This window comes from Nocardia shimofusensis NBRC 100134 (assembly GCF_001613125.1).
GTDB classification, from domain to species: Bacteria; Actinomycetota; Actinomycetes; order Mycobacteriales; family Mycobacteriaceae; genus Nocardia; species Nocardia shimofusensis.
The window spans coordinates 235,081-251,554 of record NZ_BDBT01000004.1; the positions used below are offsets into that span (position 1 = coordinate 235,081).

At 69.6% G+C, this 16,474-nt stretch carries 15 protein-coding genes; 10 read left to right on the forward strand and 5 right to left on the reverse strand.

Going from position 1 to position 16,474, the window contains the following annotated elements; translation table 11 throughout:
- Positions 1-119: 119 nt before the first annotated feature.
- Both NS3_RS06515 and NS3_RS06520 read right to left on the reverse strand, forming a co-directional pair.
- Positions 120-3,380 (reverse strand): protein kinase domain-containing protein, encoded by a 3,261-nt coding sequence (locus NS3_RS06515; protein WP_281205039.1) that lies wholly within the window; start codon positions 3,378-3,380, stop codon positions 120-122.
- A 242-nt stretch (positions 3,381-3,622) separates the two neighbouring features.
- Positions 3,623-4,024 carry a Zn-ribbon domain-containing OB-fold protein gene (locus NS3_RS06520; RefSeq protein ID WP_067855129.1) on the reverse strand — a complete coding sequence of 134 codons (402 nt, stop codon included), beginning with the start codon at positions 4,022-4,024 and terminating at the stop codon, positions 3,623-3,625.
- Between the two features lie 369 nt (positions 4,025-4,393).
- Between NS3_RS06520 and NS3_RS06525 the strand changes: the two genes are divergently transcribed.
- Positions 4,394-5,635, forward strand: coding sequence for a serine hydrolase domain-containing protein (locus tag NS3_RS06525; RefSeq protein WP_245649485.1), 1,242 nt, complete (start codon positions 4,394-4,396; stop codon positions 5,633-5,635).
- A 129-nt stretch (positions 5,636-5,764) separates the two neighbouring features.
- On the opposite strand, the gene NS3_RS06530 is transcribed toward NS3_RS06525, so the two are convergent.
- Together NS3_RS06530 and NS3_RS06535 are read right to left on the reverse strand one after the other, a co-directional pair.
- Positions 5,765-6,169: a four-helix bundle copper-binding protein gene (locus tag NS3_RS06530; RefSeq protein WP_067855133.1), complete on the reverse strand. Its 405-nt coding sequence runs from the start codon at positions 6,167-6,169 to the stop codon at positions 5,765-5,767.
- Positions 6,170-6,363: 194 nt separating this feature from the next.
- Positions 6,364-7,131 (reverse strand): IclR family transcriptional regulator, encoded by a 768-nt coding sequence (locus NS3_RS06535; protein ID WP_067855417.1) that lies wholly within the window; start codon positions 7,129-7,131, stop codon positions 6,364-6,366.
- Between the two features lie 112 nt (positions 7,132-7,243).
- On the opposite strand from NS3_RS06535, the gene NS3_RS06540 reads away from it, so the two are divergent.
- Genes NS3_RS06540 through dmpG form a run of 3 tightly spaced genes read left to right on the forward strand, consistent with a single transcriptional unit; the run spans position 7,244 to position 10,066 of the window.
- Positions 7,244-8,086 carry a 2-keto-4-pentenoate hydratase gene (locus NS3_RS06540; protein ID WP_067855135.1) on the forward strand — a complete coding sequence of 281 codons (843 nt, stop codon included), beginning with the start codon at positions 7,244-7,246 and terminating at the stop codon, positions 8,084-8,086.
- Positions 8,079-9,050, forward strand: a complete 972-nt coding sequence (locus NS3_RS06545) for an acetaldehyde dehydrogenase (acetylating) (RefSeq protein ID WP_084495102.1) — start codon at positions 8,079-8,081, stop codon at positions 9,048-9,050. Before NS3_RS06540 ends, NS3_RS06545 begins: the two co-directional genes overlap by 8 nt.
- Positions 9,047-10,066 carry a 4-hydroxy-2-oxovalerate aldolase gene (gene dmpG / locus NS3_RS06550; protein ID WP_067855138.1) on the forward strand — a complete coding sequence of 340 codons (1,020 nt, stop codon included), beginning with the start codon at positions 9,047-9,049 and terminating at the stop codon, positions 10,064-10,066. Before NS3_RS06545 ends, dmpG begins: the two co-directional genes overlap by 4 nt.
- Positions 10,067-10,085: 19 nt before the next feature.
- Here dmpG and NS3_RS06555 read toward each other — a convergent pair whose 3' ends face one another.
- Complete coding sequence (locus tag NS3_RS06555) at positions 10,086-10,457, reverse strand: MerR family transcriptional regulator (protein WP_067855141.1); 372 nt, start codon at positions 10,455-10,457, stop codon at positions 10,086-10,088.
- Between the two features lie 507 nt (positions 10,458-10,964).
- Here NS3_RS06555 and NS3_RS06560 point away from each other — a divergent pair.
- From NS3_RS06560 to NS3_RS06585, 6 genes are read left to right on the forward strand one after another with little or no spacing between them, the layout of a single operon-like run.
- Positions 10,965-11,543 carry a biotin transporter BioY gene (locus tag NS3_RS06560; protein WP_067855144.1) on the forward strand — a complete coding sequence of 193 codons (579 nt, stop codon included), beginning with the start codon at positions 10,965-10,967 and terminating at the stop codon, positions 11,541-11,543.
- Complete coding sequence (locus tag NS3_RS06565; RefSeq protein ID WP_245649486.1) at positions 11,536-12,657, forward strand: class I adenylate-forming enzyme family protein; 1,122 nt, start codon at positions 11,536-11,538, stop codon at positions 12,655-12,657. Before NS3_RS06560 ends, NS3_RS06565 begins: the two co-directional genes overlap by 8 nt.
- Entirely contained in the window at positions 12,654-13,781 is a 1,128-nt protein-coding gene (locus NS3_RS06570) for a thiolase family protein (RefSeq protein WP_067855147.1), read from the forward strand. Before NS3_RS06565 ends, NS3_RS06570 begins: the two co-directional genes overlap by 4 nt.
- The gene (locus NS3_RS06575) at positions 13,778-14,458 is read left to right on the forward strand and encodes an energy-coupling factor ABC transporter ATP-binding protein (protein WP_067855151.1); all 681 of its coding nucleotides are present in this window, start codon (positions 13,778-13,780) and stop codon (positions 14,456-14,458) included. Before NS3_RS06570 ends, NS3_RS06575 begins: the two co-directional genes overlap by 4 nt.
- Positions 14,455-15,057, forward strand: coding sequence for an energy-coupling factor transporter transmembrane component T family protein (locus tag NS3_RS06580; protein WP_067855154.1), 603 nt, complete (start codon positions 14,455-14,457; stop codon positions 15,055-15,057). Before NS3_RS06575 ends, NS3_RS06580 begins: the two co-directional genes overlap by 4 nt.
- Positions 15,050-16,450, forward strand: coding sequence for an AMP-binding protein (locus NS3_RS06585; protein ID WP_067855157.1), 1,401 nt, complete (start codon positions 15,050-15,052; stop codon positions 16,448-16,450). Before NS3_RS06580 ends, NS3_RS06585 begins: the two co-directional genes overlap by 8 nt.
- The last annotated feature ends 24 nt before the right edge of the window (positions 16,451-16,474 follow it).

Genomic DNA, 16,474 nt, shown 5'->3' on the forward strand with positions numbered 1-16,474 from the left:
GCAACCTCAACAGCGCACTGCGGCGATTTCGGTGCCGTGTCGCGGCGGTGTGCCACCCCCCCGCGGCCGGGACGCGGCCGGCCCCGCAGGTAGAGGCATGGGGTGGAGAACGATTGCGGTCAAGGATTGTGTCGCTCGGCGCCCTCCACGACCCAGGCCGCGATCTGGACGCGGGAAGTGAATCCGAGCTTGGTGAGGATGTGCTCCACGTGTCCCTGGGCCGTGCGTTGCGAGATCACGAGTTTCGCCGCGATCTGCTTGTTGGTGAGCCCTTGGGCGATGAGATCGGCGACCTGCCGCTCACGCTTGGTCAGCTCCACGAACGAACCCGACGTGGGCGTTGTGCCGGTGGGCTGCTCACCGAGGGCGTAGTTCACCGCGGCGTCCATGTCCATATCCTGACCGCGCCGCGACGCTGCCGAGAACCTCCGGCGGCCGACAGCGGCACGCGTCCTCCGGTCGCATTCGTCGTGATAGTGCTCCAGTCCCGGCATACCGTGGGTGACGCTGCCTCCGTACGGCCACAGGGCCTGCGCGGCTCCCATCATCACTGCGGCCCGCTCAGCTGCACCGTCGGCCTCCGCGATCCAGGCCATCGCCTCGAGAGCGGACGCGACGATCAATGGACTGTTCACCTTCTGGTTGACCCGCAGCGCCTCCTCGAGCAGTTGTTGTGCCCGGTGCCGATCGTCCTGCCGCCACGCCGCGATGGCGATGCCCCATAGCGCGGATGACCGGAAGAGCCAGTCGCCGCGTGCTTCGGTGATGTCGAGTACCTGCTCGTGATACTCGATCGCCCGTCGCGCGTCGCCGTGCAGGGCATCAGTCCATCCGAGCATCATCAACGTGGCAGCGTGCCATGATTCCTCTCGATCGGCGGCGAACAGCTCGAGGGCATGTGTGAAACAGGAGTTGGCCTCGGCACGGTCAGCGCGGTAGAACGCCAGCATGCCGTCGGCGTAGGCGACCAGTGCCTCGAGCATCGGGGTGGCGTCCCGTTCGGCGAGTGTGTGCGCTTCCGCGACCAGCACGGCGACCGACTCGGGGGCATCACCGAGATACAAGGCCATCAGGGTCGCGGCATGCAGGGCCTTGACCCGGTCGGGGATCGAGTGGGCGCGCGGATGGGCGAGTGCGCGGTCGAGCCAGCGTCGACCTTCACTGGTCACACCCCGGAAGGTCCAGAAGAACACGAGGGCGCTGGCGATGCGCAATCCGGTTTCGGCCGCCTCGTCGGTGTCCTCGGCCAGACTGCATTCGAGCGCGGCACGCAGATTGGGCAGTTCGCGCTCGAGTCGGGCGAACCAGTCGAGCTGCTGGTCACTGATCCACGCGGCTTCCGCGTCGAGCGCCAGACGTTGGTACCAGTCGCGGTGCCGCAGGCGGACCGCCTGGGCCTCGCCGGAGGCCTGGAGTTTCTGCCAGCCGTAGTCCCGGAGTGTCTCGAGCATCCGGAACCGCACCACGGCATCCGTGTCGTCCGGAAGCAGGATCGACTTGTCCACCAACGAGGACAGCACGTCCAGCACGCTGCCGGTCGCCGTATCGCCTCCGCACACCTGTTCGGCGGCGTCGAGTTCGAAGCCGCCGGCGAACACCGACAACCGGGCCCACATCCGCTGTTCGGCCGGGGTGCACAACTCGTAGCTCCAGTCGATGCACCACCGCAGTGTCTGCTGCCGCGTCGGCGCGGTGCGACTGGCGCGGGTGAGTAGCGCGTACCGATCGGTGAGCCGGTCCAGGATCTGCTCGGGCGACATCATCCGCATCCGGGCCGCCGCGAGCTCGATCGCCAGCGGCAGTCCGTCCAGCCGAGCGCAGATGCGGGCAACGGTGTCCATGTTGTCCTCGTCGAGTTCGAAGCCCGGCACCGCCGCGGCGGCACGGTCGGCGAACAACGTGACCGCATCGTATTTGGGCAGTCCGCGTAACGACGGCTGCCTGCTCACATCGGGGACCGTCAGTGGCGACACCCGCAGCACCGCCTCACCCGGGATGTTCAACGGTTCGCGGGTAGTGACGAGGATCCGAAGGTCCGGACATGCCCGGAGCCACGCTTCGACCAGTCCTGCCGCGGCCTCCACCACCTGCTCGCAGTTGTCCACGACGACCAGCGACTTCCGTCCGGACAGGAATTCGAGCACGATCTCGTGCAATGGCCGCGTCGGCTCGTCGCGCAGGCCGAGGGCGTCCGCCGCGACCTCGACCAGCAGCGACGGGTCCGAGACGTCGGCCAGCTCGATCAACCACACCCCGTCGACGAAATCGCGTTGCATATTCGACGCGGCCCGCAGCGCCAGTCTCGTCTTGCCGACGCCCCCGGTCCCGGTCAAGGTCACCAGCCGCGAGGAGGTCAGCAGATTCTTCACCTCCGCCACTTCCGTGCGGCGGTCGACGAAACTGGTCAATTCCAGCGGCAGCGCACCGGTGCCCGCGCGTCCCACCGTCGTCGGCGGCGGGCGCCAGCCCTGCGCAGGTGGTTGTCCGTTCCGGTGCTCCGGGACCGGTTCGGCCGACAACGCCATCTCGTCGACCGGGAGTCCCTGCCGGCGTTGTGTCTGACGGATCGCCTCCCCGAGCGCACTCGCCGAAGGCCGTTCGCGGGGGTCCCGGTTCATCGCCATCGCCACCACGGCCGACACATCGGCGGAGATACCGCTGTCCCGAAGATCAGGAACCGGCTGGGTGGTGATCCGCGAGAACTGGGCCACCACGTTCTCGCCACTGCGCCGCTCGAACGCCGCATGCCCGGTCAACGCGCAGAACATGCCGGCGCCCAGGCCGTAGACGTCCGCGGCCGGACCGGGATCCTCGCCTTCGAGCACCTCCGGAGCGGTGAACGCGGGAGAGCCGGTGAGGGTTCCGCTCGCCGTCTGGAAGCCCCCGACGACGCGCGCGATACCGAAATCGGTCAACACGGGCTCGCCGTAATCGGTGAGCAGGATGTTCGCCGGCTTCACGTCCCGATGCACGATCCCCAGCCGATGCGCGCTCTCCAATGCCCCCGCGATCTTCACTCCGATCCGCAACACCGTGTCCACCGGCAGCGGGCCTTGTTCCCGGATGCGAGCGTCCAGGGAGCCCCACGGGTGATACGGCATCACAAGAAACGGTCGCTCGCTCGCGGTGGCACCCACCTGCAATACGGTCACGATGTTCGGGTGCCCGGTCAGCCGGCCCATCGCCTGTTGCTCCCGGAAGAAACGCGCCCGATTCTCCTCGTCGAGCTCGGCGGTCAGGACCTTTACCGCCACGGTCCGGTTCAGCGCGGGCTGGAGGCAGCGATACACCACACCGAAACCACCCCGCCCGATCTCTTCGGCGTCCTCGAAGCCGGCCGCGCTCAGCTCCTCGGCAATCGGCACGGACACCGCACGCATTGTCCGAAACGCATCGTCCTCGCTCATCAGCGCACACCATCCGCCGGCATGTCCCCGGCAGCCAGGAACATGCGTTCACTGTTGGACAACCGCCAGCGTATCGCACGAGGTACCGACCCCAGGTGATCATGAACGGCCGTCGGGTCGGCGGTCCGATCCGAGCGTCGACAGGAAATCGCTTTCGCGGCGATGTCGCGCGAACGGACCCATCAGGGCTGCGCTCTCGCCGGAGATTCCGGGGTTCACGGACTCGGAATGATGCCGAAAACCGGAAATCCGTCTGTCCAGGGGCGCGGCTGGAGTCGCACACGCACCGGCCGATCCGGGGGCGATGGGAGGGAGCCCTCGATGGATGTGTAGACCCACGGGCCCTCGTCGAGTTCGACGATCGCGATCGTCAACGGCATCGGCTCGCGGTCTCCGTCCTTCCCCAGGCGCTCTACCGTCCGCCAGGACATGACCGAACCCACGCCGGACGACGCCACCGTCTCGAGATGTGACGATCCGCAGGATGAGCAGGCAGTGGTCGGCGGCGCGAACAGGGCGCCGCAGGCCGCGCAACGCCGAATGCTCAGAGTGTTCTTCGTGGATCCTGCGTGGGCATCGCCGATGATGTCGGGGTGGTGCGGATCGTGCAGGTACATGGAAACCTCGCGGAATCGGTGCTCACAGGTTTCCTACCAACCTCGTCGTCCCGGGTCCATTCCACCAGGGTCGGATAACCGCGGACATACCTGTTTTCGTCCGCTCTCGCTCGCACCCGTTCGAACAACCACGCGCCGACGACCTGCACGGGTTTCTCGACCGTGAGGCAGAAGTACAGAAATAGGTATACCCCCGGCAACCCGACCCTCGCGGCAACGCCCGAGGTGAAGCACGATTCTCGGGAGACAGAGCAAGGCAATCCGGCGGCCCTTCGAACCATAGCCACACCACAGAATCCGCAAATGATCAGCAATCTCGCTGAGCGGGAACTGTGATACCCCAAAGGTGATATGTGAGGTAACCGACAAGTGCGAGAATCGCTTTCCGCTCGACCCGGCCATCCCGGCCTGCCCGATGTCGCCGTGCACGGCGCTTGGGAGCCGGACTATGACGACGCGATCACCGCCTTCGGGCGTCTGTTCGCCACCGGACGTGGTGGCGGGGCGCTCGCTGTCTATCACCGGGGCCGCCCGGTCGTCGACGTCTGGACCGGCACCGCCGACCCCCACCGGGGCCTCGCCTGGCAACGCGACACCGCCGCCCTGTCGTATTCGACCTCCAAGGGCATCACCGCGACCGTGCTGCACCGACTCGCCGAGCAGGGATTGATCGACTACCACGCGCCCGTCGCGGAGTACTGGCCCGAATTCGGCGCCAAGGGCAAGAAGAGCATCACCGTTGCCGACGTACTCACCCACCGCGCGGGGCTGTCGCATATCACCCCACTCGCACGCAACCTCGACGAACTGGTCGACCACCACCTGATGGAAGAACGAATCGCCGCCGCCGCACCCGACCGGTGGCGCGGGATACCGGCCTATCACGCTCTCTCCTTCGGCTGGCTCGCCGCCGGAATCGCCCGCGCGGTGACCGGCAAGGGCATGGGCGAGTTGTACCGCACGGAACTCGCCGAGCCGCTGGGAATCGACGGTCTGCACCTCGGCGCGCCACCGCGATCGGCGAAGATCACCCTCGCCGCCTCGCAGGGATCGCCGGTCCCGTTCGGCATCCCCAACACCGCGAACGTCCTGCGGGTCGCCAGACGCATCCCGGCTCCGGGTGCCGGGTTCATCCGCGCCATCTACACCCACGGCATCGAGGGACTCACCTCCGGAGCCGAGCCGGCCATCCTCCTGGGCGAAAGCCCGGCTGCCAACGGCGTGTTCACCGCCCGCGCGGTTGCCGCGGTGTACGACGCCATCGCCACCGAGAACGCGCTGCTGTCACGGTCACGGGTGCGGCACATCTCGCGTGTGCGAACCTGGCTACCGGACCGGAACCTGCTGCTTCCGATGGGCTGGCGGCTCGGCTACCACGCCATTCCCGCCCCTGGCGCCCCGCGCGGCTTCGGGCACATCGGACTCGCCGGATCGGGCGGCTGGACCGATCCCGACACCGGTCTCGCCGTCGGACTCGTCCACAACTGGCTCCCGGAAGCAGGCCGCCTGCCCCGTGACCAGTTCGTCCTGCCACGCCTGCTCGCTCCGATCGTCCGGGCGGCCACCGGTGCCGCGCACCCAGATCTGCCGGACCTCCGGAAGATCTCCTGAACCGACCCCGGAGACTTCGCCGCACCCGCGCTCGGTGGAAAGGCCGACGCGGGCACGTCATGACGACCCCATGACGTCGCCATTGCCGGTGGGGAGCCGACACCTGCCGAGGTGACCGGCTGGGGCGCGTCAGGCCAGTCCGGCCAGCAGCTCGCGGCACGCTCGCACACAGCGGTGACATGCCTCGGCGCAGATCCGGCAGTGCTCGTGGTGCCCGGCGTGCCGGTCGCATTCGCGTCCGCACTTGTCGCAGGCCACGGCGCAGGCCTCCAGCAGTGCCCGGGTGGTGGCCGCGCCCCCGCCACGGCGGGAGAGCACCGCGGCGGTGGCGGCGCAGATATCGGCGCAGTTCAGGTCCGCGCGGATGCACGCCCGCAGGTCGGCGACTGTCTTCTCGCTCAGGCAGGCGTCGGCGCAGAGAGTGCACGTCTGCGCGCAGTCCCGGCAGGCCTCGAGGCAGGCGACCAGTTCTTCCGGTGCCGCCTGCTCGGTGGTAGCGGGGTGGCTGTCCATCATCGCGGCAAGAGTGCTCATACGATCATCGCCCTTCTCCCGCGTCGCGTGCCCCGCGTCGCGGTGCTCGAGGTGGAGACGGCGGGCGCGTCGTGTCGCTCCACAGCCGCCGGCTGTCTGGATACGCGCTACCCGGACTCGGGACTCTCACACCTGGTTCGGTCGGGTCTGCCGGCCCCGCGGCGTGGTCAGCGGGCACTGCCGGATGAGCGCTGTCAGGGAGTCGCCACGCCGCGCCGCGCCAGGATCGAGGCCATCGCGGCCGCTGCCGCCCGCACCGACACGGCATGAGCCTCGGGCCGGAAGCGGGTGGTCGGACCGGTCATCGAGATCGCCGCCAGCGGATGGTCCTCGGCATCGAGAACCGCCGCCGCGACACAGACGATGCCCGTCGTGGACTCCTCGTATTCGTAGGCGACGCCCTGTTCGACGATTCTGTCGAGCTGGGCGCGCAGCAGTCCCGGCCCGGTGACCGTGCGGGGAGTGAGCCGTGGCAGCGGCCCCGCGAGGACCCGTTCGATGGTCCGGGGCTCGGCATGGGCCAGCAGCGCCTTGCCGATAGCGGTGCAGTACAACGGCATACGACCGCCGACCCGGGACGGGGCGCGCGCCTGACGGTGTCCGCCGATCTTGCTGATGTAGACGACCTCGTCCCCGTCGAGCACGCCCAGGTGCACGGTCTCCTGAGTTCGGGTGTACAGGTCCTGCATGAAGGGGACCGCGACCTCGAGCAGGGTCCGCTCGGCGGCGGCGCGCATACCCAGCTCGAACAGGCCGCGCCCCAGGCGGTAGCCCTGCGGTGAGGCGGTGAGCCAGCGTGCCGTCACGAGGTCTCGGCAGACCCGGTGCACCGTGGTCTTGGGAAGACCGGTCCGGCGGGCGAGCTCCGACAGTCCGACCGCTCTGTCGTCCGGTGCGAAGGCTTCGAGAATGTGCACGACCCGGCCCAGGACGGATCGGTCGTCCAGCTGCGATGTGCTCATGGTGGCGATGTCCTCGATTCGGTCCACTCAGTGGAACACAGTAGTGGGCCGTCGGGCCGCGGCGTAGTGGACTGATGGGCATTCAGATGTTTGTAGTGAGAGGAAGGCCCGGATGCCCACCAGTGCCGATATGGTCGGTGCCGCGCGTGTCGACGATTCCGTCGTCGCCACCGCCGCGGACCGATTGATCGCGGCGGCCACGACGGGACGGTCGTGCGCCCCCCTGCGGGAACTGATCGGCCCCGACGACGTCGCGACCGCCTACCGCATCCAGGAACGCTTCAACGCGGCCCGGCTCGCCCGAGGCGTGACGATCGTCGGCCGCAAGATCGGCGCGACCTCGGCGGCCGTGCAGCAGCAACTGGGCGTGGACCAGCCGGACTTCGGCGTGCTGTTCTCCGACATGGCCTACGACGACGGCGACGAGATCGACATCGCGCGGCTGCTGCAGCCGAAGGCCGAGGCCGAGGTCGCGTTCTTCCTCGCCGAGGATCTCGCCGAAGGCCCGCTCGATGTCGCGCAGTGCCGGGCGGCGGTCGGCTGGGCCACCGCGGCGCTGGAGATCGTCGACAGCCGGATCACCGACTGGGACATCTCCTTCGCCGACACCGTGGCCGACAACGCCTCCAGCGGCGTGTACGTCCTCGGCGCCGCGCGCGTGCGGCTCGACGAGTTCGAGCCGGTCGAGGTCACCATGAGCATGAGCATCGACGGCGAGGTCGTCTCCACCGGCGACGGGGCAGCCTGCCTGGGCGATCCGTTGAACGCGCTGGCCTGGCTGGCGCGCAAGGCGCGGGAGTTCGGCGAACCGTTGCGCAAGGGGCAGGTGATCCTGTCCGGGGCGCTCGGCCCGATGCGTCCGCTGCACCCGGGGGCGAGGGTCACCGCCACCATCGACGGCGTCGGCACGGTGTCGGCGTCCTTCTCCACCACACCGGAGGTTCCCAGTGAGTGAGCAGGCCGATCGCACCAAGGTCGCGATCATCGGATCGGGCAATATCGGCACCGACCTGATGATCAAGGTCATCCGTCATTCCCGCTTCCTGGAGATGGGCGCCATGGTCGGCATCGACCCCGAGTCCGACGGCCTGGCCAGGGCGGCTCGGCTGGGCGTGCCCGTCACCCACGAAGGCGTGCAGGGTCTGATCGCCATGCCGGGGTTCGACGACATCGAGATCGTGTTCGACGCGACCTCGGCCAAGGCGCACCAGGTCAATCACGACCTGCTGGCGCCGCTGGGCAAGCGGCTGGTCGATCTGACACCTGCCGCGATCGGCCCGTTCGTGGTCCCCGCGGTCAACCTCGAGGACCATCTCGACGCGGTGAACGTGAACATGGTGACCTGCGGCGGTCAGGCCACCATCCCGATCGTGGCCGCCGTGTCGCGGGTGGCGCCCGTCGCCTACGCCGAGATCGTGGCCTCGATCGCCTCCAAGTCCGCCGGACCGGGCACCCGCGCCAACATCGACGAGTTCACCGAGACCACCTCGCACGCCATCGAGGCCGTCGGCGGCGCCGAGCGCGGCAAGGCGGTGATCATCCTCAACCCGGCCGAACCGCCGCTGATCATGCGCGACACGGTGTTCTGCCTGGTGAGCGTCCCCGACTCGGATTCCCACGACCGCATCCGCGCCTCGGTGACGAAGATGGTCGGCGAGGTGGCCGCGTATGTGCCCGGCTACCGACTCAAGCAGGAAGTGCAGATCGATCCGATCCCGTCCGATCAGCCGGTGCACACGCTGCTGGCCGACGGCTCGGCAACGGTGCCGACCCATCGGGTGTCGGTGTTCCTGGAAGTCGAGGGCGCCGCACACTACCTGCCCGCCTACGCGGGCAATCTCGACATCATGACCTCGGCCGGCCTGCAGGTCGCCGAGCGGATCGCGCAGAACACCCAGCAGAAGGAGACCCTCCGATGACCCCGACGGTGTTTGTCCAGGACGTCACCCTGCGCGACGGCATGCACGCGGTCCGCCACCGGATCACGCCCGAGAACGTGGGCAAGATCGTCGCGGCGCTGGACGCCGCCGGTGTCGACGCCATCGAGGTCGCCCACGGCGACGGTCTGGCGGGCGGCTCGGTCAACTACGGTCCCGGCTCGCACAGCGATTGGGCCTGGATCGAAGCCGCCGCCGCCAATCTGAGCCGCGCCCGGCTGACCACCCTGCTGCTGCCGGGCGTCGGGACGGTCGAAGACCTCCGGCGCGCCTACGATCTGGGCGTGCGCTCGGTGCGGATCGCGACGCACTGCACCGAAGCCGATGTCTCCGCCCAGCACATCGCGACCGCCCGCGAGATCGGCATGGATGTCTCCGGCTTCCTGATGATGAGCCACATGGCGCCGCCCGCGGAACTCGCCGCCCAGGCCAAGCTGATGGAAAGCTATGGCGCGCACTGCGTCTACGTCACCGACTCCGGCGGACGGCTCACCATGGACGGCGTGCGCGACCGGGTCCGCGCCTACCGGGACATCCTCGACGAGGGCACCGAAATCGGCATCCACGCCCACGAGAACCTTTCGCTGTCGGTGGCGAACTCGGTCGTGGCCGTCGAGAACGGTGTGTACCGGGTCGACGCGTCGCTGGCCGGTCACGGCGCGGGCGCGGGCAACACCCCGATCGAGGCGTTCATCGCGGTCGCCGATGTGCTGGAGTGGAAGCACGGCTGCGATGTGTTCGCCCTGCAGGACGCCGCCGACGACCTGGTCCGTCCCCTGCAGGACCGGCCGGTGCGCGTCGATCGCGAGACCCTCACGCTCGGCTACGCCGGGGTCTACTCGAGCTTCCTGCGCCACGCCGAAGCCGCCAGCGAGCGCTACGGCATCGATGTGCGGACGCTGCTCATGGAAGCGGGTCGGCGTCGTCTCGTCGGCGGCCAGGAGGACATGATCGTCGACATCGCGCTGACGATGGTCGCCGAGCGGCAGTCCGCCTGAACCCGCACGGACTGCACGGTCAGGCTTCGCGCGCCCGGTCGTCGAGGGCGCTCTGAAGTGCGGTGTTCGTCCGGTGCGCGTCGGCGAGCTGGTCTTCGAGGGTGACGATGCGGCAGGCCGCCTCGAGAGTGTTGCCGTTGTCGACCAGCTCGCGGACGCGGGCGGCGATGCGCAGCTGATGGCGGGAGTAGCGGCGGTGCCCGCCCGGCGAGCGTTGCGGTGTGAGCAGCTCGCCTGCGTCGAGGCCACGCAGAAACGCTGGGGTGACTCCGAGTATCTCCGCGGCGCGACCCATGCTGTAGGCGGGGTAGTGGTCGTCGTCCAGCCGATCGGTAGCGCCGTCGCCGGGGCGGGTCAGGCCGTCGCTGGGGTGGGTGTTCGATTGCTGCACAGCGCCTCTCGGAATCAACGCCCGCAGGCCCCGGCGCGCTGAGCGCCGGGGCCTGGGATATACGGATGGGAAATCAATCTTGCTCACCGGCCGAGGGGGCCGGTGTCCAGTGCCGTTCGAAGCACTGGCTGGAACACGAAACTGGTAGGCGACTACTCAGTGACCACCACCTCCTGCACTGCCGGACTTTCTCGGACGACTTGCTCCCGCTGCCCCTCCGGCGGTCCGGCCGACTGCACCGGATTCTTGCCTCCGCCGGAGGGGTGGGGACTTCGTTGCTCCGGGCAGCTCGCCTGCCCGGCCACTGGACTTCTCATTCGGACGAGAGCGACTGTAGTACGACTGATCGAGAATGTCTACATCCGCCACGACAGATTTTTTCCCCTGTCGGAAACAGAGCCTCGGGGCGCATCCGGGAGGCCGAACGCGGTTTCGCCTGCTCCGCCGGTGTTCGTGCTGGTCTGCTACCTTGAACGCCGTTCAAGTTCGTAGTACGGAAGGTCATCGATGGACGGCGTCGAGAACTCGCGGCGGGTCGGGTTCACCGGCCGGGACATGGCGCAGGTCGCCGTCTTCGCGGCATTGATCGCCGCGCTCGGCCTGCCGGGCGCGATCACGGTGGGATTCAGCGGCGTCCCGATCACGCTGCAAACCCTCGGCGTCCTGCTGGCCGGGGCGGTGCTCGGCGCCCGCAAGGGGACCGCGGCGGTGGTGGTGTTCATCGCGCTGACCATCATCGGCCTGCCGTTGTTGTCGGGCGGGCGCACCGGCCTGACCGCGCTGGCCGGTCCCAGCGCGGGGTATCTGATCGGCTGGATTCCGGCCGCGCTGGTGATCGGCGTGCTCACCGAGCGGATCCTGCCGAGGTACCCCGTGGCGCTCGGCCTGCTGATCAATGCCTTCGGTGGGCTCGTGGTGATCTACCTGCTCGGCACGGCCGGACTGTTGCTGCGCACGGATCTGGGCGTGCGCGAGGCGATCACCGCCAACGGCGCGTTCATCCCGGGCGATCTGGCGAAGGTCGTGGTGGCGACGGTGGTGGCAAAAGGCGTGCACCGGGCGTATCCCGGTGTGGCCGGTGCTTGACCCACTGCGGGGCCGGGTCGACGACCGGGCCGCCCTCGATCTCGACGGCCGGGCGCTCACGTACCGGGAACTCGCTCGGGCGATCGAGGAATACAACCGCGCCCACTCCGGCGTGCGGGTCTACGACGCGTCTGCGCTGTCGACGGCGGAGGCGCTGATCTGTGTCTGCGCAGCCGCCCGGCGCGGCATTCCCGTCCATGTCGAGAATCCCGAGGTGCGCCCCGCGCGCGAGAGCATCCCCGCCGAGGCGCTGCTGTTGGTGGCGACCTCCGGTTCGACGGGTGCGCCGCGCCCGCTGGCTCGGACCGCGCGGTCCTGGTACGACAGCTTTCCCGCGTTCTCCGTGATCAGCGGGGTGCGCGCCACCGACCGGGTGCTGCTGACCGGCCCGCTGCACGCGACGATGCACCTGTTCGGCGCATTGCACGCGCTGTGGAGCGGAGCCTGCGTGACCGACGACGCCGGCACCGCGACGGTCGTGCACGCGGTGCCCGCCGTGCTGCGGGAGGTCCTCGCGCGCGCCCCGCGCCTGCGCACGGCGATCGTCGCGGGGATCGCCCTGGACGCCGGAGCCGTCGCCGCGGCCGGGGAACTCGAGATCGTCGAGTACTACGGTTCCGCGGAGGTCTCACTGGTGGCCGCGCGCCGGGTGCCCGAGCCGCTGCGGGTGATCGACGGTGTGCACGTCGAGGTCAGGGACGGGCTGCTGTATGTCCGCTCGCCCTACACCGTCCTCGGCGCGCCGGACTGGTTCCCGGTGGGCGACCTGGCCGAATTGCGCGCCGGCGGCGAGCTGGTCGTGCGCGGACGCGGCGACGGCGTGGTCAATGTCGGCGGCGCCACGGTGGTGGCCGAGGACGTGGAGCGGATTCTGGGCGGGGTGGACGGGGTGAGCGCGGTTGCCGTGATCGGTGCTCCGCACGAGGTCTTCGGCGAAATCGTCACCGCTGTCCTGGAACTCGACGCATCCGCGACGCTGCCCGCGGTGCGCTCGCGGGCCCGCGCCCTGTTGAGTAAAGAGGCTGTGCCACGTCGCTGGATCACTCTGCCCGCGCTGCCGAGGACGGCCTCCGGCAAGGTGGCGCGCGGTGATCTGAAGAATATGGTCCTATGAGCCGCACCCCCGTCCTGATCGCCGCGCGCCGCACCCCCATCGGCACCGCGGGCCACGGCTTCGCCGACCTGACCGTGACGGATCTGGCCGCTCCGGTGCTGCGCTCGGTGCACGAGACGGTGCGCGAATCCGGCATCGACGCCGACGTCGACGATGTCGTGCTCGGCAATTGCCTCGGCCCCGGCGGCGACCCCGCCCGGGTGGCGGCCCTGCGCGCCGGGCTCGGCGTCGAGGTGCCCGGCGTGACCGTGGACCGGCAGTGCGGTTCCGGCCTGGACGCGGTGATGCAGGCGGTGACCAGAGTGCGCGCGGGCGACGACGATCTGCTGCTCGCCGGCGGCGTGGAGTCGGCGAGCACCGCGCCGTGGCGTTTCTGGCCGCCGGTCGGCGACGCCGAGCCGGTGCGCTACACCCGCGCGCCGTTCGCGCCGCCGGAATTCCCCGACCCGGACATGGGGGTGGCCGCCGACGACCTCGCCAGGAAGCTCGGCATCGGCCGCGAACGCCAGGATGCCTACGCGGCCCGCTCCCACGCTCTGGCCGCGGCGAGCGACTTCTCCGCCGAGATCGTCCCGATCGGCGGGATCGAGCGCGATCAGCGCATCCGCGCCGGGATGACGGCCGAACGGCTGGCCCGCCTGCGCCCGAGCTTCACCGCCGACGGGACCTCGACGGCGGGCAATTCGTGCGGCATCTCCGACGGCGCGGCGGCCCTGGCGGTCACTACCGAGGAACGGGCGGCGGGCGTGCCCGCGGTGCGAGTGCTCGGCTGCGCGGTCGCGGGGGCGGACCCGGCGCTGCCCGGACTCGCCCCGGCTCCCGCGATCGCGAAACTGCTGCGCCGCACCGGTTTCGCGATCTCCGACCTGGGAATCGTGGAGATCACCGAGGCCTTCGCCGCCGTGGTGCTCGCGGTCGCCGACGAACTCGGCATCGACGAATCGCGGATCTGCCCGCAGGGCGGCGCTATCGCCATGGGCCATCCCTGGGGCGCGTCGGGCGCGATTCTGCTCGTGCGCCTGGCGAGCCAGATGCTGGCCCACGACGGCCCGGAGCTGGGACTCGCGGCTTGCGCCATCGGTGGGGGACAGGGGATCGCGATGCTGGTGGAGAAGGTGGCGTGAGCGAGATCGTCTTCGACGGGGTGGGTCACCGCTACGGCGAGCGGCATGTGCTGCGCGCGATCGACCTGCGCTTGACCGAACGCCGCGTCGGCATCATCGGCGCCAACGGCTCGGGCAAATCGACGCTCGCCAGAATGATCAACGGCCTGCTCAAACCGACCTCCGGCACGGTCACCGTCGACGGGGTCGACGCCGCGCGCAAGGGCGCGCAGGTGCGCCGCAAGGTCGGATTCGTCTTCACCGACCCCGACACCCAGATCGTCATGCCGACCGTCGCCGAGGACCTGGCCTTCTCCCTGCGCCGAAGCGGGCTGGACAAGGCGCAGATCGCCGCGCGGGTCCAGGAGATGCTGGCGCGGTTCGGCCTCGAGCACCATGCCGATCATCCCGCGCACCTGCTCTCCGGCGGGCAGAAGCAGTTGCTCGCCATCGGCGCGGTACTCATCCGCAGGCCGTCGGTGATCGTCGCCGACGAACCGACCACCCTGCTCGATCTGCGCAACGCCCGCACCGTCGCGGCGGCGCTGGACGCGGTGGATCAGCAGGTCATCGTGGTGACCCACCAGCTCACCCTGCTCGACACCTTCGACCGGGTCGTCGTGATCGACGACGGCGCGGTCGCCTTCGACGGCGCCCCCGCCGATGCCGTGCCCGCCTACCGTGAGCTGGTCGGATGATCGGTCTCTACCAGCCGGGGGATTCTCTGGTGCACCGGTTGCCCGCCGGGGTGAAACTGCTGTTGCTGTTCGCCTCCATCGCCGCGGTGACCGTCGCGGTGCGCGAACCTCTCGCCGTCGCGATCGCCGGGGGAGTGGTCGCCGCACTGTTCGCGCTCGCCGGGATCGGCTGGCGGTTGGCGCTGGCCCAATTGCGTCCGATCGTGTGGATGCTGGCCGTGATCGCGATCTTCCAAGTGCTGCTGACCTCGCCGCAGCGGGCGGTGGTGGTGTGCGGGGTGCTGTTGCTGTCGGTGGCGCTGGCCGCGCTGGTCACCTTGACCACGAGGATCGGCGACATGCTCGACGCGGTGACCCGCGCGCTGGGTCCCCTCCGCCGCTTCGGCGTCGATCCCGATCGCATCGGCTTGCTGCTGGCGCTGGCGATCCGCTGCGTGCCGCTGCTGACCGACATCGTGCGGGAGGTCGCCGAAGCCCGGCGTGCGCGCGGACTGGATTGGTCGATGACCGCCCTGGTCACCCCCACACTGGTGCGCGCACTGCGCACGGCGGACGCGATGGGTGAGGCGCTGGCCGCCCGCGGAGCCGACGATGACTGATCTGTTGACCGACCGCATCGCGCTCCGCGCGGCACACCATCCGGACGCGCAGGCGGTGATCACCGCTCACGACCAGATCGGCTACGGAGAATTCTGGTCGAGGGTGCTGCGCACCGCGTCGGGACTGCGGGGGATGCACCGGGTGGCGGTCCTGCCCACCTCCGATATCGAGTCGCTGGTCGCGGTGACCGCGGCCATGCGGGCGGGCGTGAGCGTGGTGCTGCTGCACCGTCACCTGACCGCGGCGCACCTGCGTCGAGTGCTCGACCTGGCCCGGCCGGGCGCCGTGGTGGCCGCCTCCCGGCAGCACCACAGGCTCCAGCGGCTGGGGTGCGCATCGGTCCGCACCGCACGAGAACTCGAGGACGAGGGCTCGTATCGTCCGGCCGTGCCCACCGACGAACTCCTGATCGGCATCACCTCGGGCACCACCGGTGAGCCGAAGCTCTTCGTCCGCGACCAGCGGTCCTGGGCCGCGACCCTGGACCGCTCCGACCGCACCTTCGACATCGACGCGGGCGATCGAGTCGCGGTGCCCGGCGTCCTCGACCACACCCACTTCCTGTACGGCGCGCTGCACACCCTGACCCGCGGCGCGACAGTGGATCTGCGCCCGGTCGGCCGGGCGCTGGACGAGCACACGACCCACCTGTATTCCGTGCCCGCCATCGCCTGGGACGTAGCGCGGTCCGGTCTCGGCCCGCTTCCCGGCGTGCGTGAGGTGCTCTCCTCGGCGGCACGGTGGCCGAGGCCGGGCCGCGAAGCACTGCGGCGGGTGTTGCCCGCCGCCGCGCTCGTGCACTTCTACGGCGCCTCCGAACTCAGCTTCGTCTCCTACGACCGCGGCCTCGGTGACGGCGACGAACGCAGCGCGGGCGAACTGTTCGACGGCGTCGAAGCCGAGATCCGCGACGGACTGGTCCACGTGCGCAGCGACATGCTCTTCGACGGCTACCTCACCGAACACGGCATCACCGGCGGCCCGGTCGACGGCTGGATGAGCGTCGGCGACCGTGGGCGGCTCGACGGCAGACGCCTCACGCTGCTCGGCCGCGACAGCGACATGCTCATCCGGGGTGGCCTGAACGTCGAACCGGCCGCGGTGGAATCCGCTCTGACCGCTCTACCGGGCATCAGCGAGGCCGCGTGCATCGGTATTCCCGATCCGCGTATGGGACAGATCCCGGTAGCGGCAGTGGTGGCAGGTCACGGCGCACCGACCGCCGCGGAGATCAGAAACCGCCTGCGCGAGGTGCTGCCGAGCCCGAGCATGCCGGTGCGGATAGTGCGTCTCGACAGCCTGCCACGCACCCCACGCGGCAAGCTCGACCAGCGTGTGCTCGCGAAATTGTTTGTCGAACACAATGATTCGGACACCGCGCCATCCGGATAGTCCGCCGGGACGCAGTTCTGTGGA

Excerpts from the sequence above, each read along its gene's own strand:
- NS3_RS06580 (WP_067855154.1), top strand. The coding sequence starts at position 14,455 with ATGATCGGTCTCTACCAGCCGGGGGATTCTCTGGTGCACCGGTTGCCC.
- NS3_RS06560 (WP_067855144.1), top strand. The coding sequence starts at position 10,965 with ATGGACGGCGTCGAGAACTCGCGGCGGGTCGGGTTCACCGGCCGGGAC.
- NS3_RS06535 (WP_067855417.1), bottom strand. The coding sequence starts at position 7,131 with ATGAGCACATCGCAGCTGGACGACCGATCCGTCCTGGGCCGGGTCGTG.
- NS3_RS06520 (WP_067855129.1), bottom strand. The coding sequence starts at position 4,024 with ATGTACCTGCACGATCCGCACCACCCCGACATCATCGGCGATGCCCAC.
- NS3_RS06515 (WP_281205039.1), bottom strand. The coding sequence starts at position 3,380 with ATGCGTGCGGTGTCCGTGCCGATTGCCGAGGAGCTGAGCGCGGCCGGC.
- NS3_RS06570 (WP_067855147.1), top strand. The coding sequence starts at position 12,654 with ATGAGCCGCACCCCCGTCCTGATCGCCGCGCGCCGCACCCCCATCGGC.
- NS3_RS06530 (WP_067855133.1), bottom strand. The coding sequence starts at position 6,169 with ATGAGCACTCTTGCCGCGATGATGGACAGCCACCCCGCTACCACCGAG.
- NS3_RS06540 (WP_067855135.1), top strand. The coding sequence starts at position 7,244 with ATGCCCACCAGTGCCGATATGGTCGGTGCCGCGCGTGTCGACGATTCC.
- dmpG (WP_067855138.1), top strand. The coding sequence starts at position 9,047 with ATGACCCCGACGGTGTTTGTCCAGGACGTCACCCTGCGCGACGGCATG.
- NS3_RS06585 (WP_067855157.1), top strand. The coding sequence starts at position 15,050 with ATGACTGATCTGTTGACCGACCGCATCGCGCTCCGCGCGGCACACCAT.